Below are 25,636 nucleotides of genomic sequence, written 5' to 3' on the forward strand. Positions count from 1 at the left end.
ACGAAGGGAGAATGATTGGGATGCTGATCGCCTATGATTCCAGGACGGGTAACGTACGGAGGTTTGTAGAGAAATTAAAGCTTCCATCGGTGCAAATCGAGGAGTCCATGGATCTCGATCAGCCCTTCGTTCTCATTACGTATACGACGGGTTTCGGGCAAGTGCCGGATAAAGTCGCTTCGTTCTTGAAGAAAAACCACCGGAAGCTCCGCGGAGTATCCGCAAGCGGCAACCGCAACTGGGGAACGGGCTTCGCGCTGAGCGCGGACCGCATCGCCGAGATGTACGGGGTGCCCGTTATCAGCAAGTTCGAGCTGTCCGGCACGACGAAGGACGTAGAGCGATTCGTTGAGGAGGTGGGCGCAGTTGCGTCATATTGAACTGAACAACTTGCTGATGCAAAGAGATACGGAAGGCTTCTTCCAATTGGATAAGGATCGCGAAGCCGTCGCGGAATTCATGGAGGACGTCTACCGCAAGAGCGTCCCATTCGCCAGCCATCGCGAGAAGGTTCGCTATATGCTGGAGCACAATTATTACGAGAACGTCTACGAGCGCTACACGGAAGAGGAAGTCGACCGGATCTACGACTTGACGCACAGCTATCGCTTCCAATTCAAATCGTATATGGCCGCCTCCAAGTTCTACACCGATTACGCCGTCAAGACGGACGACAAGACGAGGTATCTCGAGCATTTTCCCGACCGGGTCTCGATTGTGGCCTTGAATTTGGCGAGAGGGAACTTCAACGCGGCCCGCGCCCTGGCGGCGTCCATGATGGAGCAGCGCCTGCAGCCGGCAACGCCGACGTTCCTGAACGCGGGCAAGAGCCGAAGAGGGGAGATGGTGTCCTGCTTCCTGCTGGAGACGGACGATTCTCTCAACTCGATCAACTACGTGCTCGGAACCTGCATGCAGCTGTCCAAAATCGGCGGAGGCGTGGCGGTCAACCTGTCGAAGATCCGCGGGCGCGGCGAGACGATCAAAGGCGTGGAAGGCGCCGCCAAAGGCATTATGCCGGTGCTGAAGCTGATGGAGGACGCGTTCTCCTACGCCGATCAGATGGGGCAGCGCAAAGGCTCCGGAGCGGGCTACTACAACATTTTCGGCTGGGATGTCATCGAGTTCCTCGACAGCAAGAAGATTAACGCGGACGAGAAAACCCGCCTCAAGACGCTGTCGATCGGCCTGATCGTGCCGGATAAGTTCTACCAGCTCGCCGAGAAGAACGAGACGCTGCACGTTTTCGCTCCTTATACGGTATTTAAGCACTACGGCCGGCATCTGGACGATATGGACCTGGACGAGATGTACGAGACGCTGCTTGCCGACGATCGGGTGAAGAAAAAAGCGGTCATGAGCGCGCGCGACATGCTCGTGAAGATCGCCACGACGCAGCTCGAGTCCGGTTATCCCTATATGATGAACAAGTCCAACGCCAATCGCGCCCACGCGCTGAAGGACATCGGGGGCATCAAGATGTCGAACCTGTGCACGGAAATCTTCCAACTGCAGGAGACGTCCGAGATCGGCGATTATTTCGAGCCGGATACGATCCGCAGAGATATTAGCTGCAATCTCGCTTCCTTGAATATCGCCAACGTGATGGATACGCGCAAGATCAAAGAATCGGTGCACGAAGGCATAATCGGACTGACCGCGGTCAGCGACATGACGACGGTCGCCAACGCTCCGGGCGTCGCCAAGGCGAACGCCGAGCTGCATTCCGTAGGCCTCGGTGCGATGAACCTGCACGGCTATCTGGCCAAGAACAAGATCGCTTACGAGAGCAAGGAAGCGCGCGATTTCGTCCGCACTTTCTTCATGATGATGAATTTTCATTCCCTCGAGAAGAGCATGGAGATCGCCAGGGACACGGGCATAACGTTCAAGGGCTTCGAGCGTTCCGAATACGCCAAGGGCACTTATTTCGATCGTTATTTGACGACGGACTACCGTCCGGCGACGGAGCGGGTGAAGCAGCTGTTCGCAGGCATCGACGTTCCGTCTCCCGCGGATTGGGCGGGCCTGAAGGCCGACGTGGCCGCACACGGGCTGTACCATGCATACCGGCTGGCGATCGCGCCTACGCAGAGCATCTCGTACATCCAGAACGCGACCTCGAGCGTGATGCCGATCGTCGAGCCGATCGAGACCCGCACTTACGCGAACTCGACGACGTATTATCCGATGCCGTTCTTGAGCAAGGACAACATTTTCTTCTATAAATCGGCCTATCAAATGGATCAGTTCAAGGTGATCGACCTGATCGCCGAGATCCAGCCGCACGTGGACCAGGGCATCTCGACCGTCCTTCACGTGAACAGCGACGTAACGACGCGCCAGCTGTCCCGTTATTACGTCTACGCGGCCAAGAAAGGCTTGAAATCTCTCTATTATACGCGCACGAACCGCCTTTCCGTGGAAGAGTGCGTAACCTGCTCGGTATAAGGGGCGAATCGCGCTTTCGAGCGGCGGAAATCAGGAGGACGACAAAATATGTGCGCGTTAAAAGCGGTGAACTGGAATCGTCCCGACGACGATTTTACGATTACGTTCTGGAATCAGAACATTATGCAGTTCTGGACGGACGAGGAAATTCCGCTCTCGGACGATAAAATGGATTGGATGAACCTGAGCGATCGGGAGCGCGAGCTGTACATGAAGGTGCTTGGCGGCTTGACGCTGCTCGATACGGTACAGGGCGGCGTCGGCATGCCGAAAATTCTCGATCATGTCGACGGGCTGCAGCGCAAGGCGGTGCTCGGCTTCATGGCGATGATGGAGCAGATTCACGCCAAGTCCTACAGCAGCATCTTCACGACGCTGGCATCGACGGAAGAGATCGACGGCGTGTTCCGCTGGGTCGAAGCGAATCCGTATTTGCAGACGAAAGCCGATACGATCGTGCAGTATTACAACCATATCGATTCGCCGCGCAGCCTGTTCCTGGCAATGGGCGCGTCGGTGCTGCTGGAAAGCTACCTGTTCTACAGCGGCTTCTTCTACCCGCTCTATCTGGCCGGACAGGGGAAAATGACGAGCAGCGGCGAGGTCATCGATCTCATCCTGCGCGACGAGAGCATTCATGGACTTTACGTGGGCGTGCTGGCGCAGGAAGTATACGCCAAGCTCGACGAGAACGAGCAGAAGGAAGCTTACGAGGTGCTGTACGGACTGCTCATGCATCTGCATCAGAACGAGGAGAAGTACACCGACGAGCTGTATACGGCGATCGGACTTGCCGAAGAGGTTAAGAAATTCGTCCGCTACAACGCGAACAAAGCGTTCATGAACATGGGCTTCGATCCGGTATTCCCCGAAGAGGACGTTAATCCGATCGTGTTCAACGGCATCAGCACGCGGACGAAGCAGCACGACTTCTTCTCGAAGAAGGGGAACGGCTATGTAAGGACGATTCACGTGGAAGCGATGACCGACGACGACTTCGTGTTCGATTTCGATGAAAAATAGGCGCGATGCCAAAAAGAAACTCGCACGGGAGCGACAAGCCCCATGCGAGTTTTTTGTGGATTGAATCGTCCCCGACATTCATGTTCCGCCGATCTTCATAGACGGCTTTAACCCTTCAGCCGGCCAGGCTTATTCCACGAAATCGTCAATCTCGTTCAGGCCGAAGGTATAGACCTGTTTCTCGTCCACATGGTACACGGTAAGGAGCTGTTTGTCTGAATCGTAGTTTAACACGCGGCAAGGGATGCTCAGCTTGACGCCGCGTCCTTTGTTTATGTTGATCCGGATCAGCTTGTTGTTCTCGATGAAGAAACGAATGCGCAGCTCCAACGGATTGGGATCGGAGGCTTTGGGAGCCGTCTTCCTGACAGCCGCCGGAGAAGACCGGGGCTTCGCAGGCGTCGGGGTCGCTCCGGGCCGGGGATTCGTTACGATCCGATAATGTTCGAAATTTGCGTCGTTCAGCTGCAGCAGCAGCTGCTTCAAAGCCTCTCCCCGATTCGAGGAAGAAATATTGAATTCCACCAGAAAAGAATGGGAGTCGTCGGAATTCGGATGGGTATCACTCATGAAGAAGCCTCCGTTGCCTTGGGTAGTTCGATAAAACCATGTCCTAGTTCCCAATATACCACGAGATGGACGCCCAATATAGGGGGATGGGTCTAAATGCCCTGAAAAATATTTCGATATGCGCATATTTTAATTTAAGCATCTATGCCTGAGCGGGGAGGTGATGGGCATGGTTAAGGTGATTCCGCTGCAGGTCGGGGAATGGACGGCGATCGGCGTCGAAGTGCTGCTGCCGAAAACGACGCTGCTGGCCGTGACGGCCGGTCCCGGATACATTATGTGCGGCGCTCTGGACGTCGGCCTGCTCAATGAGCGGCTGAAGGAGCGCGGAATTATCGCGGGCCGGGCCGTTGGGGTCAGAACGATCGAGCAGCTGCTGGACGCGCCTCTCGAATCGGTCACCTTCGCCGCGCAAGCGCTTGGAATTACCGCAGGCATGAGCGGGCGGGAGGCGATCCGGATCATGGCGGAGGCCGCCTCCTGAGCTTACTCGAACAGCTTGCGCAGGTTCTCTTCGTAAGGCGCGGTCACGATTCCCTTTTCCGTAATAATCGCGGTCACCAGCTCCCCCGGAGTCACGTCGAAAGCCGGGTTGTACACCGCTACGCCTTGCGGTGCGGTGCGCTTGCCGAAGCCGGCCGTCACTTCGTCGGGGTGGCGCTCTTCAATGGGAATGCCGGCGCCCGTAGGCGTCGACAGATCGATCGTCGAGAGCGGGCTGGCGACGTAGAACGGGATGCCGTGCGCCCGGGCAAGCACGGCTACGCCGTACGTGCCGATCTTGTTGGCGACGTCTCCGTTGGCGGCGACGCGATCCGTGCCGACGATCACCGCCTGGATCCAGCCCTTGGACATGACATGCCCGGCCATATTGTCGCAGATCAGCGTAACGTCCACGCCCGCACGCTGCAGCTCGAACGCGGTCAGGCGCGCGCCCTGCAGGACGGGACGAGTCTCGTCCGCGAACACCTTCAGCTTGATGCCCTGTTCCAAAGCCAGGTAAAACGGGGCGAGCGCCGTGCCGTATTTCGCCGTCGCCAAGCCTCCGGCGTTGCAATGGGTCAGCACGCCCATTCCATCCTTGAACAGCGTCAGCGCGTGCTCGCCGATCAGCCGATTCGTCTCTTCGTCTTCCGCCTGGATTCGCTTCGCTTCATCCAGCAGCGCCTCAATCGCCTCCGCCGGCGCAATGCCGAGCGAGGCGAGCTCCTGCGCTCTCGCCTTCATCCGGTCCAGCGCCCAGAACAGGTTCACGGCGGTCGGCCGCGAAGTCGCCAGATGCTCGGCATGGCGGCTGACTTCCGCCGCCCAGTCGGCCGCGCTGCCGGACAGGCCCCGTACGCCGAGCACGACGCCGTATGCGGCGGCGATGCCGATGGCCGGCGCTCCCCTTACTTTCAGCTCGCGGATCGCTTCCCAGACGTCCTGGGGCGTCGTCAAGCGCAAATAGACGGTCTCTTCCGGAAGCAGACGCTGATCGAGCAGCGACAACGCGTCGTTCTCCCAGATTAAGGATTGCAGCACTTCGTGTGTCTCTTGTTGCGGTTCGTTGCTCATGAATCTATTGCTCCTCTCGATTCTGTTGCCCGCTGCGGCGCCGTCCCGCGTTATTCCCGGGAAGCGGAATCGGCAATCTCGATGATTTCTTCGACGGACGAGATCCGGCGATTGCGCTTGATCAGCGCCGTGCCGATCGCGAGCGCCAATCTCTGCGCCTTCGCGCGCGCGGACGCGTCCGGAATTTTGTCGATGTCGGCGACGTGCGCGAGGCCGACAATGCGGCGAACGGCTTTGGCTCCGGCGAAACCGGCCGTATCCTGCAGAAGCCGGCGCATATAATCGTCCTGGTAACCGGCCGTCTTCGCGATCCGGTCGACGCCCCGCTCGTTCCACAGCGCGCGGAATTTCCGCTCGAAGCCGTTCCAGATGTCGCGGATCGTGCCGATCAAATATTGTCTGCGCTCCTTGCGGGACGCGGCGTCCGCCGACCAGTGCTCCTGCGCCGCATAGTGGAGCAGCAGGTTCGCGATAATCGCGCCTATGTCGAAGCCCATCGGCCCGAAGTAGGCGAACTCGGGGTCGATCACCTTGGTCGATTGTTCGGTGACGAAGATGCTGCCGGTATGCAAGTCCCCATGGAGCAGCGCCTGCGCATGGGTCAGAAACTTCTCTCTCAGCAGCGCCACTTCCAAATGAAGCTCCCCGTCGGCCCACAGACGCTCCGCGTCCGGCCGAAGGTGCGAGTCGAAGCTGTTCGTATCGGCATTCGTATACGGATGGTCGAAAATGAGGTCTTCCGTAATTTTGCACAAATCCGGATTGACGAAGGAGCGGGTCAGCGTTTTCTTCTCCTGCTGGTTCATGCCCAGGTCCGAGGTGAAGAACAGCGTCCCGGCCAGGAAGTCCGAGATGTGCCCGGCGAACAGCGGGTAGACGCCGCCGTCGATCAGCCCCTGCCGCATAATGACATGGCTGCTCAAGTCCTCCATAACCGTAAGCGCGAGCTCGTTGTCGGAATGGTACACTTTCGGGACGAGTCCCGGCGCCAGCCGAGCTTCGATGCCCAGCGCTTCGCTCTCGATGCGGGCGCGGTCAAGCGACAGCGGCCAGGATTCCCCGACGACTTTGGCGTACGGCAGCGCCTGCTTCACAATCAGACCGGCGCCCGTTGAAGCTTGACTGACATGGAATACGAGATTGAGATTGCCGTCGCCGATCTCGCGGCAGCCGAGCTCGCCTTCGGGACCGAATACGCCGGCAATGCCGCGCGCAACTTCGATCGCTTCTTGTTCGGTTAAGGGATGATAATGGCTCATTAACGCTCTCCTCCACACAGTTATCCGACGGGTTCGGTTGCCTTTATCGTAAAATGGTCTGTATGTTAGTATAAATCACTTTATTCGGGGTTTAAAGTACCGAAGCGCGGGCCCGTTCAGACGGGCATTTCCGGCCGCAGGGACGATTCGCGCACGACAAGCCGATGCGGAATGATCTGCCGGGTCGTGATCTCGATCTCCTTCATGAGATTGAGCACCATCTGGGAAGCGGTATAGCCGAGCTGGTAGGTTCCGACGTCCACGGAGCTGAGCGGAGGAATCGTAAGCTCCGCCAGAGCGATGTTGTTGAAGCTGACGATCGCGACGTCCTGCGGAACGCGGCAGCCCAGCTCGCTTAAGCCCTTGAGCACGCCGAAAGCGACGACGTCGTCGATGACGACGAGGGCGGTCGGAGGCTCGGGCTGGGACATGATCGAAGCCATGGCGCGGTAGCCGCTCTCGATCAGAAATTCCCCTTCGACGATCCAACCGGGCCGGAACGGAAGAGCGGCCTCCTCCAACGCCTTCTTGTAGCCGCTCAGGCGGTCCTGGCTCATCGCCAGTCTCGCGGGACCGCTGACGAAGCCGATCCGTTTCTGGCCCTGGGCGATCAAATGCTTCGTCGCGTCGTAGGCGGCTTGCACGTTATCGTTATCCACGGACGGCACGTCCTCGTAATCGAGACTTCTGCCGATCAGCGCGAACGGTATTTTCTCCTTGCGCAGGAATTGGATGATCGGATCGGAGGAACGGGAGTAGAGCAGGATGAGCCCGTCGATGCGGCCGCCCTTGACCAATCGGGCGACGGTGTCCAGCTCCTCCTGTTCGTTGCTGCCTCCGGCCATCAGCAGATCGTAGCCGGCCCGGGTCAATTGGGCGAGAACGCCTCTGATCAGCTCGTAGAAAAAGAAGTTCAAAAGCAGCTCCTCGGCCGGCTTGGGGAAGATGACCGCGACCGTGCGGGTCGTTCTGGAGACGAGGCTTTTCGCCATCAGATTCGGATGGTAGCCGAGCTCCTCCATAATTCTTTTGACTCGGCGGCTCGTCTCCGCGCTGATCCGGGGATGCCCGGAGATGACTCTGGATACGGTGGACGGCGATACGCCGGCCTCCTTGGCTACGTCTTTGATCGTGACGGTCATGGCAATGGCCTTCCTTTGCGGCGTTTTGAAAGTTTCAGGAGATCCGACGCGGCGAAGCGCGCGCGGGATCGTCCGGCGGATTCGTGCAAATGATTTGCACACCGACGCCAAAATTGTGCCATAAATTGCACAAGGATGCAATTCGCGGCGTTTCCTTGCGCAGCAGGAAAGCCCGCGATCGGCCGTCGAGCCGGTCCTCGGGCTATTTCCGTTTGCGCGAACGCCTATCCATCCGGCCACATACAATGAAGCACTCACACGAAGGACTGGAGAGTGGTGCGGGTGGACATTCAACTATCGGCGATTCACTGGGTGTACGTGGCGTTCATCGCTTTTATTCTCGCTTTGCTCGTGAAGCGCAGAGATACGACGCTGATCTGCGTCGCTGGCATTTTCACGCTTGGCCTGATCGCGACCGGAAGTCTGGGCGGCTCGGTATCGGGCATTTTCAACAGCTTTATCTACGCCACGAAAGAATTGCTGAGCACGATCTTCATCATCTCGATCATCGTGGCGATGAGCCGCGTGCTGATCATTACCGGCGTGAACGAGACGATGATTAAACCGCTTACGGGCTTCCTGCGGACGCCGACGTTGGCGTTCTGGGGCATCGGCGTCATTATGCTGCTCACCTCGCTGTTCTTCTGGCCGTCTCCCGGCGTCGCCCTGATCGGGGCCGTGCTGCTGCCGGTGGCGCTGCGCGTCGGGCTTCCCGCGCTCGGAGCGGCCATCGCGATGAACCTGTTCGGGCACGGCATCGCGCTGTCCGGCGACTATATCATCCAGGGAGCGCCGAAGCTGACGGCGGACGCGGCGGGCCTGCCGGTGTCCGAGGTGATGGCGGCCAGCGTTCCGCTCGTCATCGTAATGGGGCTCGTAACGACCGCGACCGCGTTCTGGATGATGCGAAGGGACATGCGAAGCGGGAAGTGGAACGACGGCCTGGTCGCCGCCGGCCGGGAGGAGACGGGAGCGAAAGCGGCGGTGAATCTGCCCGCCTCGGTGAAGCGCGCGCTGGCCGCCGCGATCCCGATTCTGTTCGCGATCGACGTCGCGGCGATGTTCGCCTTTAACCTGCAGGGCGGCGACGCGACGGCTCTGGTCGGCGGCACGGCGGTCGTCATCCTGATCGTCACGACGATGCTGGCGCACCGCAACAAAGGCTTGGAAGAGACGACCTCTTATTTAATAGAAGGCTTTCAATTCGGATTCCGGGTGTTCGGGCCGGTCATTCCGATCGCGGCGTTTTTCTATCTCGGCGATTCGGCGTTCCGGGAGCTGTTCGGCGACGGCGCGCTGCTCGGCTCTCACGGCATCGTGAACGATCTCGGCGTCGCGCTCGCCAATTCGGTGCCGATGAACGGGGCGGTCGCCTCGGCGACGCTGACGGTCGCCGGCGCGATTACCGGCCTCGACGGCTCGGGCTTCTCGGGCATCTCGCTCGTCGGCTCGGTCGCGCACATGTTCTCCGTTGCCCTCGGGAGCGGAGCGGCGACGTTGACCGCCCTCGGCCAGGTGGCGGCCATCTGGGTCGGCGGCGGGACCTTGATCCCCTGGGCGCTGATCCCGGCAGCGGCGATCTGCGGCGTCAGCCCGTTCGAACTGGCCCGGCGCAACCTGAAGCCGGTGCTGATCGGACTGGCGGCTACGACGGTCGTGGCGATTTTCCTTGTGTAATCCGGTCCGACGGCTGCCGCCGCCCCCTTTTCCCCCGACAAGCTGGATCGGCCTCCTCTAAGCCCGCTATGTTATAATGAAGAAAGCGTTAGGGCACAGAGGAGAGGGAAGCAACGCATGGAAACTAAGATCGCGCTTAGAGAATGGGCCGTTGCCGTCAAGGCGCTGGAGGAAGGCAGGCAGACGATCGTGCTGCGCAAGGGCGGCATCGCCGAGGAGACGAAGGAGTTCAGGCTGGAAAGTCCGAGATTTTATCTGTTTCCGTCGTTCGAGCATCAGCGTCCGCATCTGGTCGTTTCGGAGGCCGCCGGGGGCGTGGCGCAGACGCAGGCGGAAGCGGCGGAGACTCCCGGCAGCGTCCGCGTGACGTCGTTCGCGGAGGTCGTCGAGGATTTCGAAGTGACGGACGCGGATACCTTGAAGCGGCTGGAGGGCTTGCATATTTGGACGGAGGATTACGCGGAGGAGAGGCTGCGCTGGAAAAAAACGAAGCCGCTGCACGTGCTCGTTCTGCGCGTATATCGGTTGGACGAACCGCAAACGATTCCGATGCGCGACGGCTACTCCGGCTGTAAATCCTGGATCGAATTGCAAGATGTGCGCGAATCCTCCATCTCCCCCGTGCTGGACGACGAGCAATTCCGACGGCATTTTGAGGAGATAAGAAATCGCGTACATCGTTGATATACCGGGCAAACCGTCGCTTCCTCCTGGCCGGGACGAAGAACGGTTTGCTTTTTTGACGTATCTTTCATAAAATTGTTATTGAGAATCACTGAGAATGAAATTAAAATAATTATAAAGAAGGATTTATTCCAAACGAATGAATCCTCATCGAACTTGGAGGTTAGGGAATGTCTATTCAATTCGAAATTCAAGGTCTGAAGTCGTCCATAGAGGGCAAAGAGATTTTGAAAGGAATCGATCTGAAGATCAAGGGCGGCGAAGTGCACGCGATCATGGGACCGAACGGTACGGGTAAAAGTACGCTTGCATCCGCGCTGATGGGTCATCCGAAATACGAGGTTACCGAAGGCTCCGTCTCGCTGAACGGCGAAGACGTGCTGGAGATGGGCGTGGACGAGCGCGCTCGCGCGGGCATGTTCCTCGCGATGCAGTATCCGAGCGAGATTACCGGCGTCACCAACGCCGACTTCCTGCGCAGCGCCATCAACGCCCGCCGCGAGGAAGGCAACGAGATTTCCCTGATCCGATTCGTCCGCCAGATGGAAGCGAAGATGAAAGAGTTGGAGATGAATCCGGAGTTCATGCACCGCTATCTGAACGAAGGCTTCTCCGGCGGCGAGAAGAAACGCAACGAGATTTTGCAGATGATGCTGCTCGAGCCGAAGCTGGTCATTCTTGATGAAATCGACTCCGGTCTCGACATCGACGCGCTCCGTATCGTAGCCGCAGGCGTGAACGCGATGCGGTCCGAAGACCGCAGCTTTCTGATCATTACTCACTATCAGCGTTTGCTGAACTATATCAACCCCGATTTCGTGCACGTCATGATGCAAGGACGCATCGTCAAATCCGGCGGTCCGGAGCTGGCTCAGCGTCTGGAAGCGGACGGCTACGATTGGGTAAAAGAAGAATTGGGCATCGTCGACGAGACCGTCGGCCAAGCTTAAGGAGGCTGCATCGATGAGTACACCGATTACTTCCTTCGGCCGGGAAGCGGCTGCCGCGATCGCGCGCAGCAAGAACGAGCCGGCTTGGCTTGTCGCCCTGCGCGAAGAAGCCGGACAGCTCGCGACCGAGCTCGCTCTGCCGAAGCCGGAGAAGCTTCCCCTGACGCGCTGGACGCTGGACCATTACGGCTCGAACCGTCCCGGCCAGGCGGCGGCTTCCGCAGCGGATCTGCCTGCGCCAATCGCCGCATTGCTGCCGGAAAATCGCAGCGGAGCGCTGATCGTTCAGCATAACTCCTCCGTTATCTATACGGAGCTCTCCGACGAGCTGAAAGCGAAAGGCGTCGTTCTGACGAGTCTGGAAGACGCCGCCCGCAGTCACGAGGAGTTGTTCCGCAAGCATTTTATGACGGCGTACGCCGCGGACGAGCACAAGCTTTCCGCCGTGCACGCGGCGCTCTGGAACGGCGGCGTATTCCTGTACGTTCCGCGCGACGTGACGATCGAAGAGCCGATTCAGGCGCTTCTGTTCGCGGACGACGCTGCGGCCACGTTTATGCCCCACGTTCTCGTGATCGCGGATACGCACAGCCGCGTGACGTTCGTGGAGCAAGTCGCCTCCTCGCTCGGGGAGACGACGGCCGCGCTGCTGCACAACAGCGCGGTGGAGGTCTTCGCGAAAGCCGGCTCGTTCGTGCAGTACGCGGCCGTCCACCATATGGACGCGAGCGCGGTCGATATCGCCTATCGCCGTTCGGTGCTGGACAACGACGCCCGCATCGAGTGGATCGTCGGCGACTTGCATAACGGCAATGCCGTGACGGATACGAAATCGCTGCTTAAAGGCAACGGCTCGACGTCCGATTCCAAGATCATTTCCGTCGGAAAGGGCAGCCAGCGGATGAGCCTCACGACGCAGGCCGTTCACTTCGGCCGCTCGAGCGAGAGCGACATGATTACCCGCGCCGTTATGAAGGAAGAAGCGACGGCGATCATCAACGGCATTACGAAGATCGAGCACGGCGCCACGAAGGCGAACGGCCAGCAGACGGAAAGAGTGCTTATGCTGAGCCCGAAAGCTCGCGGCGACGCCAATCCGATCCTGCTGATCGACGAGGACGACGTTCAGGCCGGACACGCGGCGAGCGTAGGCCAAGTGAACGCCGAACAAATCTACTATCTCATGTCCCGCGGAATTACCCGCACCGAGGCGGAGAGGCTGATCATTCACGGCTTCCTCGACCCGGTCGTATCCGAGATTCCGCTGGAAGGGCTGCGGGAGCAACTTCATCGCATCCTTGAAAGAAAGCTGGGCTAATGATGGACCCGATCGCATTGAAGTCGGAATTTCCGATCCTTCATCAGGATATTAACGGACATCCGCTCGTATACCTGGATAATGGGGCGACGACGCAGAAGCCCCGCTCGGTCATCGAGGCGGTCAAACGTTATTACGAATGGGATAACGCCAACGTGCACCGCGGCGTGCATACGCTCGGGTCGCGCGCGACGGACGCGTACGAGGGAGCCCGGGAGAAGGTCGCCCGGTTCCTGAACGCCCCGGCATCGCGGCAAATTATTTTTACCCGCGGCACAACGACGGCGCTGAATCTGGTCGCCTCCGGGTACGCTCGCCAGACGCTGCGCGAAGGCGACGAGATCGTCATTACGCCGATGGAGCATCACAGCAACCTGATCCCTTGGCAGCAGGCCGCCAAGGCGACGGGAGCGACGCTGAAATATATTCCGCTGCAGCCGAACGGCACGGTCGCGTTGGAAGACGTGGAAACGACGGTGACGGAACGGACGAAAATCGTCGCGATCACTTACGTGTCCAACGTGCTCGGAACGATCAACCCAATCGCCGAGATCGCGAAAATCGCGCACCGCAAGGGCGCGATTCTCGTTGTCGACGGAGCGCAGAGCACGCCGCACATGAAGGTTGACGTGCAGGCGCTCGACGTCGACTTCTATGCTTTTTCCGGGCATAAGATGTGCGCTCCGACCGGAATCGGGGCATTATACGGAAAGGCTCAGCTGCTCGAAAGAATGGAGCCGATCGAATTCGGCGGCGAGATGATCGATTTCGTCGAGCTGCACGATTCGACCTGGAAGGAGCTGCCGTGGAAGTTCGAAGGCGGCACGCCGATCATCGCGGGGGCCGTCGGGCTCGGCGCGGCGATCGACTTCCTGGAGCAGGTCGGCCTGCCGAATATCGAGGCGCACGAGCACAAGCTCGTTCGTTACGCGATGGATCGGCTGTCGTCGATCGACGGAGTGAAGATCTACGGTCCGTCGGCCGAAGAGCGGGCGGGCATCATCACCTTTAACCTTGGAGACGTGCATCCGCACGATGTCGCGACGGTGCTCGACACCGAAGGGATCGCGGTGCGCGCCGGACATCACTGCTGCCAGCCGCTGATGAGATGGCTGAACGTCAGCGCGACGGCCCGGGCCAGCTTCTACCTGTACAATACCGAACAAGATATCGACCGGCTGGCCGAGTCTCTGGTGAAGACAAAGGAGTTTTTCGGTTATGAGTCAATTGGATGATTTGTACCGCCGCGTCATTATGGATCACTATAAAACGCCGCGCAATCGGGGAGAGCTGGAGGACGGCTCCGTAACCGTCAACCTGAACAACCCGACGTGCGGCGATCGGATTTCCCTGCAGCTTCAGCTCGAAGACGGCGTCGTCCGCAACGTGAAGTTTACGGGCGAAGGCTGCTCGATCAGCATGTCGTCGGCTTCGATGATGACCGAAGCGGTCATGGGCAAGACGAGCGAAGAGGCGCTGGCGCTCGCGGATAAATTTTCCGCGCTGATGAAGGGCGAGGACGTTCAATTCGAAGACTACGAAGACGTCGAGGCGCTGTCCGGCGTTAACAAATTCCCGGCCAGAATCAAATGCGCGACGCTGGCATGGAACGCCCTGCGCAAAGGCGTGGAGCACGGCAGCGGCAAACATGAAGGCATCGAACAATAAACGAGGAGGCTGATCGGCAATGGCGAAGCAAATGCCCGAAATGGAAGAGTATAAATACGGGTTCCGCGACGAGCATAAAGCGATATTCCAATCCGGCAAAGGGCTGACCGAAGAGATCGTACGCACGATTTCGGAGATGAAGGGCGAGCCGGAATGGATGCTGAAGTTCCGTCTGAAGTCGCTGGAACAGTTCCGCAAAATGGCGATTCCGACATGGGGCGGGAACATGGAAGATCTGGACTTCGAGGACATCCAGTATTACGTCAAGCCGTCCGAGAAGCAGGGCAAGACGTGGGAGGAAGTTCCGGAAGAGATCAAGGCGACGTTCGACAAGCTGGGCATCCCGGAAGCGGAGCAGAAGTTCCTGGCCGGCGTCTCGGCGCAGTACGAATCCGAGGTCGTCTACCACAGCATGCAGGAGGATCTCGAGAAGCAGGGCGTTATCTTCATGGATACCGACACCGCGGTGCGCGAGCATCCGGAAATATTCAAAGAATACTTCGGTACGGTTATCCCGCCTGCGGACAACAAGTTCGCGGCGCTGAACAGCGCGGTATGGTCCGGAGGCAGCTTTATCTACGTGCCTAAGGGCGTGCAGTGCACCGTTCCTCTGCAAGCGTACTTCCGGATCAACTCGGAGAACATGGGCCAATTCGAACGCACGCTGATCATCGCCGACGAAGGCAGCTCCGTGCATTACGTCGAAGGCTGTACGGCTCCGGTCTACAGCACGAACTCGCTGCACAGCGCGGTCGTCGAGATTATCGCCAAGAAGGACGCCCGCGTTCGCTACACGACGATCCAGAACTGGGCGCCGAACATCTACAACCTCGTCACCAAGCGCGCGGTCGCCGAAGAGAACGCGACGATGGAATGGGTCGACGGCAACATCGGCTCCAAGCTGACGATGAAATATCCGGCGGTTATCCTGAAAGGCCGCGGCGCGAAGGGCATGGTGCTCTCGATCGCGGTGGCGGGCAAAGGCCAGCACCAGGACGCAGGCGCGAAAATGATCCACCTCGCTCCGGACACGAGCTCGACGATCGTCTCCAAGTCGATCTCCAAGCACGGCGGCAAGGTCACGTATCGCGGTCTCGCTTCCTTCGGACGCAACGCCGAAGGCGCAAAGGCGAACATCAAGTGCGATACGCTTATCCTTGACAACGAGTCGACGAGCGACACGATTCCGTACAACGAAATCATGAACGACAACATCACGCTCGAGCACGAAGCGACCGTCTCGAAGGTATCCGAGGACCAGCTCTTCTACCTGATGAGCCGCGGCCTGTCCGAAGCCGACGCGACGCAGATGATCGTCATGGGCTTCATCGAGCCGTTCACCAAAGAGCTTCCGATGGAATATGCGGTTGAGATGAATCGGTTGATCAAGTTTGAAATGGAAGGCAGTATCGGTTAAGTTTACACGAAAACAATACGTGCCCGCAGCGATCTTGACACTCCTGTGTTCAAGGCGCTCGGGCACGTATTGTTTTGCGCCAGCTTCAGTGCATGGACAGCATGGACTATGCCGCAGCGCATGAGAGGTTAGTCCCAATGACCCTCAAACGAATCACATATGATAAGCCATTCAGTTGACGCAGAATAAGCCCACGGAGGATATTTCCCTTGTGGGCTTATCGTCATGTCTATACTGGACGCTGCTCCAATTCCTCGCGTAGCGCTCGCTGCAGAATCTGCGAGAAATTAATGCCGGCTGCTTCGGCTGCCACATTCAAGTCATGAGGCAGGGTTAGCGTCTTTTTGTCGTATTTGATTTTCTCGTTTAGCGAACAGACGACAAGAATTGTACGCTGGCCATTATCTAATTCAATCCGCGGCAGTGGCGTCGGCGTGGGAATAGGCTCGTTATCGTCTATTCGGCTTTCCAGCGTCAGGCGCAGCACGTCTGAGGCGCGTTGGAAGGCTTGTTCAACCGTGTCTGCCTGTGATAGCGCTTCGTCCAGATCGGGGAACGTAATCTCGATGTGCTTACCAGTGAAATCCAATACAGCAGGGAAGCAATATTCCTTTTTCATTAATCTTCGTCCTTTCCACGCAACCGCAAAGGGATGCGACGTGTTTTATGGTTGCTGCCGGTTCGGTCCAGGCGCTCGCCTGGAGCGCGACACTTGAGGAAAGTTCGGGGGCTAGAATTTCAGCCCCGATTTCTTCTCGATGTCCTTCAAGATATGTACCGCGACATCTTTGACCGGATGAACCACTGTTACTTTTGCTTTTATGACTGGGTGCTTGAATTGCCAGTGGTCTCCGACCGTCTTGACCCAGTACCATCCGGCGTCTTTCAACATCTTGATGACTTCCCGAGAAGAATAGCTCCTCATTCCATCACCCCTTGACGATATAATAGCACGTATTGACACGTGCTTCAATGGGTTGTAATGATTGTTACCTTCCGAGATTCGAAACTAAGGCTCGATCCAAAACTTTGGCTGTGGCTTAGCTGGACAGTCCCGGGGCCTGCAAGTAACTGATTAATTTTCTTTTATAATTTTGGCAGCTTGTGACCTTGTCGGTTATGTATTGTCCGCTTATCCATATCGTGATGCAGGCAGGTTTCAATGCCTAATTCGGCATTCATGTTAAGGTCTGTATAATCCCATCTTTTTCTCTTCCGTCATAATAATGCGGAAAGACACGAATTCAGCGGCCTGTTTCGTGTTACCAGCTCATCCTTCTACAATAAACACCTACCCTATACTACAAAATCCACAAACTCAGGTTTGCGGAGCAGGCCGTCGCGGGTCCATTTGCGGTGGCGCACGCGGGCGTGAATGGCCGGATCGACGTAGACGAAATCGCGGTCCTCGTGCGTCGCAAGCTTGCGGCTTACGCCAAGGAACGCGTTTTGATGCGCGGAAGGGATACCGTGCTCGAGCACTCCGGCGATCCGATCGCGATGCTTGACGAGCCAGCCGAACCGGTGTTTGCGATAACCCGCGATCTGCACGACCGTATAATCGTAGTCGGGCACGATGAGCCAGCTCGGATCTTTGGCACCCCCGACGTACTCGCTTGTTTTTCGCTTGGCGACGACGCCTCCCAGTCCGTTGCTTCTCAGCGCTTCGAACAAGGCCACTCCCGAATACTCCACCCCTACGGCCGGGGAAATAGAGCGGTTGGCCTCCAGCACTTCGCCAAGCAGTTTTTTTCGCTCGCTTAGAGCCAGAGAACGAACGTCCCGGCCCCGATAGCGCAAAATATCGAAAACGATGTAGTGCGCCGGATTGCGCACGGAAGCTTCCCGGATGCTTAACGGTTTCGTCAGCTTGCAGCGATCCAGCGCCGCGTCGCGGTCGATTTTCCCGGTCACGGGATCGATGCAGCACGCTTCGCCGTCCAGCACGATATCGGAATTGTCGAGGACGGGCACGGGATGAAGCTCGGGGTACTGATCGGTGATGTCGCGGCCATGCCGGGTGAACAGTCTGACGACGCCCTTTTCCATCGCCAGAATCAAACGATGACCGTCGATCAGCGGTTCGAATATGTAGCGTTCGTCGTCGAACGGATGCGGGTGCTCTACCGGCAGCATGGGAGGAATAAACATAACGGCGGGACTCCTTCGTCACCAGAATTCAAAACAAAAAAAGGAGTCACTTGCAGCGACTCCAAGGAGTAAAAAAAGGTTATGAAGAAAAGCCGGAACCGGAAGAGTTGCCGCCTTATCTATATTTTATGATATACGATTCGTATAGATTTGCCACTAGGCGATTGTTGGCACGAGAAACTTAACCTTCCTTTCATGCATAATTTTTGCGCGCGCGAAGCATAATACGTGGTAAATGATGGAGGTGAGAAAAAATGGCGAACAATAACAGCAACCAGCTCGTAACTCCGCAAGCCCGCGCCGCTCTGGACCAGATGAAATACGAGGTCGCACAAGAGCTCGGCATCCAATTTTCCCGCGATGGCTATCACGGGGACATGCTGACGAAGGATACCGGCCGCATCGGCGGTAACATCACTCGTCGCTTGGTGCAAATTGCCGAACAGCAGCTTGCCGGCCAAGCCAGCCAAGCCGGACGTTTCTAAGACCGACCCTTGCGACTCCGCCCACCGGCGGGGTCGTTTCTTTTTTTGTCCTCATCCCGATCGTTTCGATTATTTGGCCTGCGCTATCGAGCATAATCGGAAGAGCGCAACGTCATCCTATGGAAGAATGAACTTCTGAATGGAAGGCGGCTCGAAAAAAATGAAGCTCGGCTACAAATCAATGGTATGGCTAGCGCTGCTGCTGACAGCCGGTTGTGCAACAAGCCCGATGAAGCTGAGAAGCGACCAGGCGCCGGTGAAAATACAGAGCGGCCAGTCCCCCGCATCGTTGGAGGAGGGACGGCATGTCGTGCCTGTGCGGCAGCTGCAGAATGCGGCATACGTCTCGCTCGGGGCGATCGGTCAAGCGACGGGTTACAAGACAAAGCGGCTGCCAGACGGAACCTATGGCATGGGCGATAACGATCCGACATGGGTGTTCCGCAAAGGAGAAAGCGCGGTATCGGAAGCAGGCCGCTCGTTAAGGATGCCTGCGCCGGCTTTGGAGGAAGGCAATGAGCTGTTCGTGCCGGTTACCGCCCTCCAAAAGCTGATCGGGGACGTAACGCTATTCCATATTCAAGACAACGAGGTGGCTTTTTTCCCGAAGCCGACTCCGCACGACACGGGCGCTGACGGACAGAGCGCCGATTTCGCGGAGCGTCCGTCTTTGCAATCGAGGATGAAAGCGGCGGCGAACGAAGGCAAGTCGTCGTCCGCTTTGCTGGCTTTTGCGAAGCAATATCTGGGGGTTCCTTACGTGTTCGGCACCGGATCTTATGCGCAAAGCAAAGCCTTCGACTGCTCCTCGTTTACGCAATATGTATTCGACCGCTTCGGAGTCGATCTGCCGAGAGAAGCCAGAGCGCAGGCCGAGCTGGGCAAGTTCGTGTCCAGGGACGAGCTGAAGGCCGGGGATTTGCTGTTTTTCTACGTGCCGGGCCGCTTCAAAAGCAACGAAACGGTGGGCCATGTGGGGATCTATATGGGGAACGGCAATATGATTCACGCAAGTCCCGCGCCCGACGACGGCGTGCAGATTACGCCGATCGACAAAGCGTATTGGAAGGATACTTATCTGTACGCCAAACGTTATATTTGACAAGAAAGGGGATGTGTCTTCCGGAGACTGCCTCATACGCTCCCGAAATCACCCGGTCACGGGTTAATCAATCCCATTTCAGGAGCGTATAGCAGCGGAAGATGACACATCCCCTTTGCACCTTGTTCGTCGATTTTCTTTTGCGGCAGCTTGAAGCGCTTAGAGAACGGCCTCTTCGTTACATATTCACGTGCAGGATAGACAAATCCCTGACGACGGACAAATCGATAAATTGTTCTCCGACGTGCACGAGCGGGCGGAAAAAATCGGTCGGATTGGACATGACGATCGTTCCGAACTCGCCGTTCGACAGCTCGACGCGTTTGCCGATAAAATTCGGAATCATATGCCGGATGAAGGTATGCGTGACGTCCGGGTCGAGCTCCTTAAAGCTGAGCTCGTAAAGCTCCCGCAGCACGAACAGCAAGTCCTTCTTCTCGCTGTACACCCGCGAAGAGATCATCGCGCTGTAGACGTCGGCGACGGCGACGATCTTGGCCATCGGATGCATCTGGTCGCCGGTCAGTCCTTGCGGATAACCGGTGCCGTCGACGCGTTCGTGGTGCTGCAGCGCGGCGAGCGCGACGCCTTTGTCGTCAAACGAGCGGCTCAGAATCTCGTATCCGTATTGGGGATGATTCTGAATTTCCTTGTATTCCTCGTCGTCCAGTCTGGCGGGCTTGTTCAAAATCACTTCGGCGATTCTGCATTTGCCGACGTCGTGCAGGAAGCCGGCCTTGCCCGCCCGCACCGTCTCTTCCTCGCTCCAGCCAAGCCAGCGCGCAATGTAGTAGCTGAGCATGCCGACCTGAACGGAATGCTGGTACGTATAGTCGTCCTGGCTGTTCAGCATGAGCAGCAGCGAGACGACGTCGCGCTCCGCCCGGAAATTCTCGACCAGCGGCTGAAAGCTCTCCTTGACGTCGTCCTCGTATATTCGGCCCTCTACAAGCGCTTTCTCGAAAAGCTGTTCGGCGCCGGCAACCGCATCGTAATAGAGGGGCCGGAGCAGCGGGTTGTAGGCGGAAAAGGGATCTCTGGACCGGGGCTCTTCCGCGGCCGTGCCGGCACGACGTTCAATGTTGATGTAATCGATCTGATGTTGGAAAATTCTTGAGATTTCCTTTTCGTTCAGCGGCGTACCTTTGGAGAGGACATGCAAGCCGTACGCATTAAAGACGTCCTCCGACAATCGATCTCCTGACCGCACATCCGTAATATGTACTCGCATCTCGCACCTCGACAGGAACCTCGAATAATCGAGAAATTTCGCAAGCTTCTTTATTTTCTATGCTATCAATTAAAGCGTTTTCTTGCAATAAGTAGTTGAGAGAAATATTGGAAATCGCACATTGAAAAAATAAATCATAATTATGATTGAAATTTTCATATTGAATGAAATATAATGGCATTGTAAAGCGAAAATTCGTGAGGAGTGGTCTAACGTGACGAGGGGTAAATTAACGCTTCCCGAGATCGGCGGTCAGGCGGAAGCTTTGAAGGCGGCCTGGGAGCAGCTGAAAAAGCAGGAGCAATGGGCGCAAGCGCACATCGGCAACGAGAAATACGACGAGGTCGTCTTTATCGGATCGGGCTCCTCCTATTATCAGGCCCAAGTGATGGCCTCCACCTACAGGCTGTGGCTCGGACGGAGCGCAACCGCGCTGCCTTCCTCCGATATCTTCCTGTTCCGCGACCAATCGGTTGCCCGCAGCCGTCAAGCGCTGCTGGTCGGCGTGTCGCGTTCGGGAGAATCGTCCGAAGTGATTTTGGCGCTGGAAGCGGTGAAGGATTTGCCGAACTGGTCGACGTGCGGAATTACGTGTTACGAGGACAGCCGTCTCGGCCGGATGACGGAGTGTCTGGTATCGCCTCTGGGCAAGGAGCAGAGCACGGTCATGACCAAATCGTTCAGCAGCATGACTTATATGATGCAGGCCGCGATCGCGCTTGTCGCGGGCGGCGCTTCGTCTGCGGAGCTGGCGGCGGTGCCTGGGCTGCAGGGAGACGTTGTCGCACGCGGGCGCGCTTTTGCGGAAAACTTGGTAGAATCCAATAATTTCAACAAATATATTTATCTGGGCATGGGGGCGTATTTCGGGCTGGCGCAGGAGGTGTGCCTGAAGCTGAAGGAGATGTCCTACGTCTGGACGGAGAGCTACGGCACGCTGGAATTCCGCCATGGGCCGAAATCGGTCGTCGAGCCGGGTACGCTCGTCTGTCTGCTGCTCTCCGAGCAAGCTCGTTCCTATGAACTGAAGGTAGCGGAAGAAATGAAAGCCTACGGCGCGTTTGTGCTTCTCGTGACGACGGCCAAAGGCGACGACACCGGCTTTGCCGACGCGGTGTTCGAGATTGGCGGCGGTTCGCTGGGCGACGAGGCGCGAGCGGTGATGTACTTGCCGGTGCTCCAATATCTCGGCTTCTATACGGCGATGAAGCGGGGCGTAGATCCCGATCATCCGAGAAATTTGACGCAAGTCGTGAAGATTTGATCCAGCAAAGGAGCCGGGCGATGGCACGCAACAAATCCGAGAGGCAGGAGCAGGTGCTGGCTTATCTCGAAAGGTACGGCAGCGTTACTTTGCAGGAGATGACCGACAAATTCGATTGCTCGGAGGCGACGGCCCGGCGCGATCTCGACGATCTCGAGAAAGCGGGCCAGGTCATTCGGACGATGGGCGGCGGGGCCAAGTATGCGGGCGGCGGCCTGATCCGCGAGGTGCCTTTCCGCGAGAAGCAGCATGAGCTGTTCCGGGAGAAGGAAGCGATCGCCGGCCTGGCCGCCTCGTTGGTCGAAGAGGGTGACGTGGTCGGTTTGACCGGGGGAACGACGACGTTCCTCATCGCCAAGGCGCTGAAAAAGAGGCGGAATATTACCGTCGTCACCAATGCCGTCAACATCGCGATGGAGCTGGCCGATTGCGAGGAGCTGCAGATCGTGCTGACCGGCGGCGTGCTGCGCAATCGCAGCTTCGAGCTGTGCGGACCGCTGGCCGAGCAGACGGTGAAGGCGCTGAACATCCACAAGATGTTCATGGGCGTCGACGGTGTCACGGAGCAGGGAGTCAGTACGTATTCCGAGCTGGAGGCGAATATCGCCAACCTGCTGATGCAGAGAGCCAAGCTGACGATTGCCGTATTCGATCATACGAAGGTCGGCAAAGCCTCGCTGTTCCATGTCGCCGGCTTAAGCGAGCTTCACGCCTGCATCACGGACAAGAGGCCGGCGGCGGATTCGGCGGACGGAGCGGCGCTGGCGGGCGTCAAAGTCTATGCGGCGGAAGATGAGACGGATTCGCGGAAAGAGGGATAGTCGGCCATGAACGTAACGATCGGCGTGGACGTAGGCGGAACGAATATCGTATGCGGAGCGACGGACGGGACCGGACGGGTTCTGCGCAAGCTCAAACGGCCGACGGAGGCGAGCGCCGGGCACGAAGCCGTGCTCGGGCGGATCGCGGATATGGTCGGGCAGATCGGCGAGGAGCTTGAGGCGGACGGCCGGGCGACAAGCGTTGGGGTCGGGATTCCCGGATTGGTCGATCCCCTGAAGGGGGTATCGAAGTTCGCCGGCAATTTGGGCTGGCGCGACATTCCGGCCGCGAAGCTGCTCTCGGAGCGGATCGGGCTGCCCGTGTTTATCGACAACGACGTTCGGATGTATATTTACGGCGAGGCGATCGCGGGGGCAGGCCGGGGCTACGGCCATGTGCTTGGCATTACGATCGGCACGGGCATCGCCGCGGCGTTGGTGAACGGCGGCGAGCTGTATTACGGACATAACGCGATGGCGGGGGAGATCGGCCACGTCCGCATGGACGGCGTCGACGAATTGTGCGCCTGCGGCCTTACCGGCTGTCTGGAGACGGTCGCTTCGGCTTCGGGCATGGTTCGGCAGGCGAAGAAGGCGCTGCGAGAAGGACGGACCGGCCTGCTGGCCGAGCGGTTTGCGGGCGAGGCGCTGGACCGTCTCTCCGCCGCGGATTTGTCCGCGGCGATGGATGACGGCGACGAGCTGGCGGCGGAAATTATCGTGCGCGCCGGCGAACTGAACGGCCGGGCGCTTGCCGCCGCGGCGATGATGCTCAGCCCGGACGTGATCGTGGTCGGCGGAGGCGGCGCCTTGGCGGGCGAGCGTCTGCTCGGGCCGCTGCGCAAGGAGCTGTACCGGCTGCTGCTGCCGGACTTCCGCGACGGGCTGAAGGTCGTGACTGCGGAGCATAACGACGACGCGGGCATTATCGGAAGCTCGCTGTACGCCGCGTATCGGAGCGGACTTATCGTTTAATAGATTTAACGAAACCGGAGGAATCCATCATGGCACTTGTATCGTCGACGCCGCTGCTGCAAGCGGCAAGGGAAGGCGGATATTGCGTCGGGGCGTTTAACGTTCACACGCTGGAAATGCTTCAGGCGGTCGTGGAGGCGGCGGAGGAGACGAGATCCCCGCTCATCATTCAATCGACCGTCGGAACGGTCAAGCATCTCGGACCGGACTACATCGCGGCGGCGGCCACGGTCGCGGCCAACCGCAGCTCCGTTCCGATCGCGCTTCATCTGGACCACTGCTCCGACTTCGGCACCATCATGCAGTGCATCCGGGCGGGTTATACGTCGGTCATGATCGACGCGTCCCACGATCCGTTCGACAAGAACGTCGAGCAAACCCGCAAGGTCGTCGAGGCGGCTTCCGCCGTAGGCGTCAACGTCGAGGCGGAGCTGGGCCGGGTCGGCGGAGTCGAGGACGACATCGTCGTCGACGAGCGCGACGCGCTGCTGGCCGATCCGGACGAATGCGTCAAGTTCGTCGAGCTGACGGGCGTAAATACGCTCGCTCCGGCGATCGGGACGGCACACGGCATCTACAAGGGAGATCCGAACATCGACTTCGATCGAATCGGGCGCATCGCCGCGAAGGTGTCCGTTCCTCTCGTCCTGCACGGCGGCTCGGGTATCCCCGAGGATCAGGTGAAGCGGGCGGTGTCCCTCGGCATGTCCAAAATGAACGTCGCCACGGAGCTGCGCATCGTATTCTCCGACGCGATCAAGGAAGTGTTCGCGAAAAATCCGGACGAGAACGATCCGCGCAAATATATGGTGCCCGCGAAGCAGGCGCTGAAGGCGGCGGCCATCGAGAAGATGCGCCTGTGCGGATCGATCGGGAAAGCGTAAGCGAAGCGGAGGCATGACGGTGACGAACCCGATAGCGCAGGCAAAGGCGAACGCGAGAACGACGATTACGACCGTGACGTTAAACGCGGCGATCGACAAGACGTATTACGTTCCGGCTTTCGACAAAGGCAAAGTGTCGCGGGTCGGCAAGGTGGTGGCGACGGCGGGAGGCAAGGGGCTGAACGTGGCCCGGGTGCTGAAGCAGCTCGGCCACGCCGAAGTGGCCGCTACCGGCTTCGCGGGCGGCTATAACGGCAGGTTCATTACGAGCCGGGTGAGGGAAGCGGGCATTCGCGCGGAGTTTATCGACATCCCGGGCGAGTCCCGGCTCTGCCTGAATTTGATCGACGGGCGCGACGGGTCGTCCACGGAGCTGCTTGAGCCGGGTCCGGACATCGGCGCGGAGGCGCTTGAACGGTTCAAGCGCCGGCTGCGGCAGCTGAGCGCGGAGTCGGCGCTGGTCGTCTTCTCCGGCAGCTTGCCCGGCGGAGTCGCCCCGGAGCTGTACGCGGAGCTGATCGCGCTGTCCCGCGCCGCCGGGGCCGACGTCTTCCTCGACTCGAGCGGAGAAGCGCTTGTCCGGGGCGTCTCGGCCTTGCCGTCGTTCATCAAGCCGAACGAGGACGAGATTGTCTCGCTGCTGCCGGAGCCGCGGCATGCCGATCTGCGCGAAGGCATCCGCAAGCTGATGCACCGGGGCATTCCGGTCGTGGCGGCGACGCTTGGCGCGGAAGGAGCCGTCGCCGGAGCGGGCGGACGCCTCTACCGCGTCCGCCTTCCGAAGCTGGAGACGGTAAACACGGTCGGCAGCGGCGACTCGTTCGTCGCCGGTTACGCCTTCGGACACGTCAGAGGCTGGCCGGTCGAGGCCTGTCTGCGGCATGCCGCGGCGGCAGGCAGCGCCAACGCGCTGTCCGCGACGACGGGAGACGTCGATCCCGCTGTGCACCGGAGGCTGCTGGGCGAAATCTCGGTCGAGGAGTGGCCCGGCTAAGCCAAAAGCGCCG

Annotated in this window: 26 protein-coding genes; 18 read left to right on the top strand and 8 right to left on the bottom strand. The window is 58.7% G+C overall.

The window, feature by feature from the left end:
- Positions 1–20 precede the first annotated feature (20 nt).
- From nrdI to nrdF, 3 genes are read left to right on the top strand one after another with little or no spacing between them, the layout of a single operon-like run.
- Positions 21–380 carry a class Ib ribonucleoside-diphosphate reductase assembly flavoprotein NrdI gene (gene nrdI / locus ACFFT4_RS29400; protein WP_378052693.1) on the top strand — a complete coding sequence of 120 codons (360 nt, stop codon included), beginning with the start codon at positions 21–23 and terminating at the stop codon, positions 378–380.
- Positions 367–2,451, top strand: a complete 2,085-nt coding sequence (gene nrdE, locus ACFFT4_RS29405) for a class 1b ribonucleoside-diphosphate reductase subunit alpha (protein ID WP_378052694.1) — start codon at positions 367–369, stop codon at positions 2,449–2,451. The genes nrdI and nrdE overlap by 14 nt, the downstream gene beginning before the upstream one ends.
- Before the next feature lie 48 nt (positions 2,452–2,499).
- A complete protein-coding gene (gene nrdF, locus ACFFT4_RS29410) occupies positions 2,500–3,474 on the top strand; it encodes a class 1b ribonucleoside-diphosphate reductase subunit beta (RefSeq protein ID WP_378052695.1) in 975 nt (324 codons plus the stop codon).
- A 129-nt stretch (positions 3,475–3,603) separates the two neighbouring features.
- On the opposite strand, the gene ACFFT4_RS29415 is transcribed toward nrdF, so the two are convergent.
- Positions 3,604–4,044: a hypothetical protein gene (locus ACFFT4_RS29415; RefSeq protein WP_378052696.1), complete on the bottom strand. Its 441-nt coding sequence runs from the start codon at positions 4,042–4,044 to the stop codon at positions 3,604–3,606.
- Between the two features lie 169 nt (positions 4,045–4,213).
- On the opposite strand from ACFFT4_RS29415, the gene ACFFT4_RS29420 reads away from it, so the two are divergent.
- Positions 4,214–4,528, top strand: coding sequence for a YunC family protein (locus ACFFT4_RS29420; protein ID WP_378052697.1), 315 nt, complete (start codon positions 4,214–4,216; stop codon positions 4,526–4,528).
- 2 nt (positions 4,529–4,530) lie between these two features.
- Here the strand turns inward: ACFFT4_RS29420 and mtnA are convergent, their stop codons facing one another.
- The 3 genes from mtnA to ACFFT4_RS29435 form a co-directional block, all read right to left on the bottom strand.
- Positions 4,531–5,601 (bottom strand): S-methyl-5-thioribose-1-phosphate isomerase, encoded by a 1,071-nt coding sequence (gene mtnA, locus ACFFT4_RS29425; protein WP_378052698.1) that lies wholly within the window; start codon positions 5,599–5,601, stop codon positions 4,531–4,533.
- A gap of 50 nt (positions 5,602–5,651) precedes the next feature.
- Positions 5,652–6,860, bottom strand: coding sequence for an S-methyl-5-thioribose kinase (gene mtnK, locus ACFFT4_RS29430; protein WP_378052699.1), 1,209 nt, complete (start codon positions 6,858–6,860; stop codon positions 5,652–5,654).
- Between the two features lie 116 nt (positions 6,861–6,976).
- Positions 6,977–8,002 (bottom strand): LacI family DNA-binding transcriptional regulator, encoded by a 1,026-nt coding sequence (locus ACFFT4_RS29435; protein WP_378052700.1) that lies wholly within the window; start codon positions 8,000–8,002, stop codon positions 6,977–6,979.
- A gap of 282 nt (positions 8,003–8,284) precedes the next feature.
- On the opposite strand from ACFFT4_RS29435, the gene ACFFT4_RS29440 reads away from it, so the two are divergent.
- From ACFFT4_RS29440 to sufB, 7 genes are all read left to right on the top strand, one after another.
- Positions 8,285–9,679: a hypothetical protein gene (locus ACFFT4_RS29440; RefSeq protein ID WP_378052701.1), complete on the top strand. Its 1,395-nt coding sequence runs from the start codon at positions 8,285–8,287 to the stop codon at positions 9,677–9,679.
- A 117-nt stretch (positions 9,680–9,796) separates the two neighbouring features.
- Entirely contained in the window at positions 9,797–10,363 is a 567-nt protein-coding gene (locus ACFFT4_RS29445; protein ID WP_378052702.1) for a DUF1802 family protein, read from the top strand.
- A 170-nt stretch (positions 10,364–10,533) separates the two neighbouring features.
- A complete protein-coding gene (gene sufC / locus ACFFT4_RS29450) occupies positions 10,534–11,313 on the top strand; it encodes a Fe-S cluster assembly ATPase SufC (RefSeq protein WP_378052703.1) in 780 nt (259 codons plus the stop codon).
- Between the two features lie 13 nt (positions 11,314–11,326).
- Positions 11,327–12,631, top strand: a complete 1,305-nt coding sequence (gene sufD / locus ACFFT4_RS29455; RefSeq protein ID WP_378052704.1) for a Fe-S cluster assembly protein SufD — start codon at positions 11,327–11,329, stop codon at positions 12,629–12,631.
- Between the two features lie 2 nt (positions 12,632–12,633).
- Positions 12,634–13,866, top strand: a complete 1,233-nt coding sequence (locus tag ACFFT4_RS29460; protein ID WP_378052831.1) for a cysteine desulfurase — start codon at positions 12,634–12,636, stop codon at positions 13,864–13,866.
- Positions 13,850–14,299, top strand: a complete 450-nt coding sequence (sufU, locus tag ACFFT4_RS29465) for a Fe-S cluster assembly sulfur transfer protein SufU (RefSeq protein WP_094047804.1) — start codon at positions 13,850–13,852, stop codon at positions 14,297–14,299. The genes ACFFT4_RS29460 and sufU overlap by 17 nt, the downstream gene beginning before the upstream one ends.
- A 19-nt stretch (positions 14,300–14,318) precedes the next feature.
- Positions 14,319–15,716: a Fe-S cluster assembly protein SufB gene (sufB, locus tag ACFFT4_RS29470; protein ID WP_378052705.1), complete on the top strand. Its 1,398-nt coding sequence runs from the start codon at positions 14,319–14,321 to the stop codon at positions 15,714–15,716.
- A 229-nt stretch (positions 15,717–15,945) separates the two neighbouring features.
- On the opposite strand, the gene ACFFT4_RS29475 is transcribed toward sufB, so the two are convergent.
- The 3 genes from ACFFT4_RS29475 to ACFFT4_RS29485 all read right to left on the bottom strand — a co-directional run bounded on the left by ACFFT4_RS29475 (position 15,946) and on the right by ACFFT4_RS29485 (position 17,867).
- Positions 15,946–16,335, bottom strand: coding sequence for a type II toxin-antitoxin system HicB family antitoxin (locus tag ACFFT4_RS29475; RefSeq protein ID WP_378052706.1), 390 nt, complete (start codon positions 16,333–16,335; stop codon positions 15,946–15,948).
- 111 nt (positions 16,336–16,446) lie between these two features.
- The gene (locus ACFFT4_RS29480) at positions 16,447–16,641 is read right to left on the bottom strand and encodes a type II toxin-antitoxin system HicA family toxin (RefSeq protein ID WP_378052707.1); all 195 of its coding nucleotides are present in this window, start codon (positions 16,639–16,641) and stop codon (positions 16,447–16,449) included.
- A gap of 371 nt (positions 16,642–17,012) precedes the next feature.
- Entirely contained in the window at positions 17,013–17,867 is an 855-nt protein-coding gene (locus ACFFT4_RS29485) for an ATP-dependent DNA ligase (RefSeq protein WP_378052708.1), read from the bottom strand.
- A 254-nt stretch (positions 17,868–18,121) separates the two neighbouring features.
- On the opposite strand from ACFFT4_RS29485, the gene ACFFT4_RS29490 reads away from it, so the two are divergent.
- Together ACFFT4_RS29490 and ACFFT4_RS29495 are read left to right on the top strand one after the other, a co-directional pair.
- On the top strand, positions 18,122–18,352 hold the full coding sequence (locus ACFFT4_RS29490) for an alpha/beta-type small acid-soluble spore protein (protein ID WP_378052709.1): 231 nt from the start codon (positions 18,122–18,124) through the stop codon (positions 18,350–18,352).
- A 160-nt stretch (positions 18,353–18,512) separates the two neighbouring features.
- A complete protein-coding gene (locus ACFFT4_RS29495) occupies positions 18,513–19,454 on the top strand; it encodes a C40 family peptidase (RefSeq protein WP_378052710.1) in 942 nt (313 codons plus the stop codon).
- Positions 19,455–19,632: 178 nt separating this feature from the next.
- On the opposite strand, the gene ACFFT4_RS29500 is transcribed toward ACFFT4_RS29495, so the two are convergent.
- Positions 19,633–20,646: an HD-GYP domain-containing protein gene (locus ACFFT4_RS29500; protein WP_378052711.1), complete on the bottom strand. Its 1,014-nt coding sequence runs from the start codon at positions 20,644–20,646 to the stop codon at positions 19,633–19,635.
- Positions 20,647–20,899: 253 nt separating this feature from the next.
- On the opposite strand from ACFFT4_RS29500, the gene ACFFT4_RS29505 reads away from it, so the two are divergent.
- From ACFFT4_RS29505 to ACFFT4_RS29525, 5 genes are read left to right on the top strand one after another with little or no spacing between them, the layout of a single operon-like run.
- On the top strand, positions 20,900–21,949 hold the full coding sequence (locus ACFFT4_RS29505; protein ID WP_378052712.1) for an SIS domain-containing protein: 1,050 nt from the start codon (positions 20,900–20,902) through the stop codon (positions 21,947–21,949).
- A gap of 20 nt (positions 21,950–21,969) precedes the next feature.
- Positions 21,970–22,770, top strand: a complete 801-nt coding sequence (locus tag ACFFT4_RS29510; protein WP_378052713.1) for a DeoR/GlpR family DNA-binding transcription regulator — start codon at positions 21,970–21,972, stop codon at positions 22,768–22,770.
- A 6-nt stretch (positions 22,771–22,776) separates the two neighbouring features.
- Positions 22,777–23,745 (top strand): ROK family protein, encoded by a 969-nt coding sequence (locus tag ACFFT4_RS29515; protein WP_378052714.1) that lies wholly within the window; start codon positions 22,777–22,779, stop codon positions 23,743–23,745.
- 29 nt (positions 23,746–23,774) lie between these two features.
- Positions 23,775–24,629, top strand: a complete 855-nt coding sequence (gene fba, locus ACFFT4_RS29520; RefSeq protein WP_378052715.1) for a class II fructose-1,6-bisphosphate aldolase — start codon at positions 23,775–23,777, stop codon at positions 24,627–24,629.
- 19 nt (positions 24,630–24,648) lie between these two features.
- Positions 24,649–25,623, top strand: coding sequence for a 1-phosphofructokinase family hexose kinase (locus ACFFT4_RS29525; RefSeq protein WP_378052716.1), 975 nt, complete (start codon positions 24,649–24,651; stop codon positions 25,621–25,623).
- The last annotated feature ends 13 nt before the right edge of the window (positions 25,624–25,636 follow it).

The organism is Cohnella cellulosilytica (assembly GCF_042431195.1).
Taxonomy (GTDB): Bacteria; Bacillota; Bacilli; order Paenibacillales; family Paenibacillaceae; genus Cohnella; species Cohnella cellulosilytica.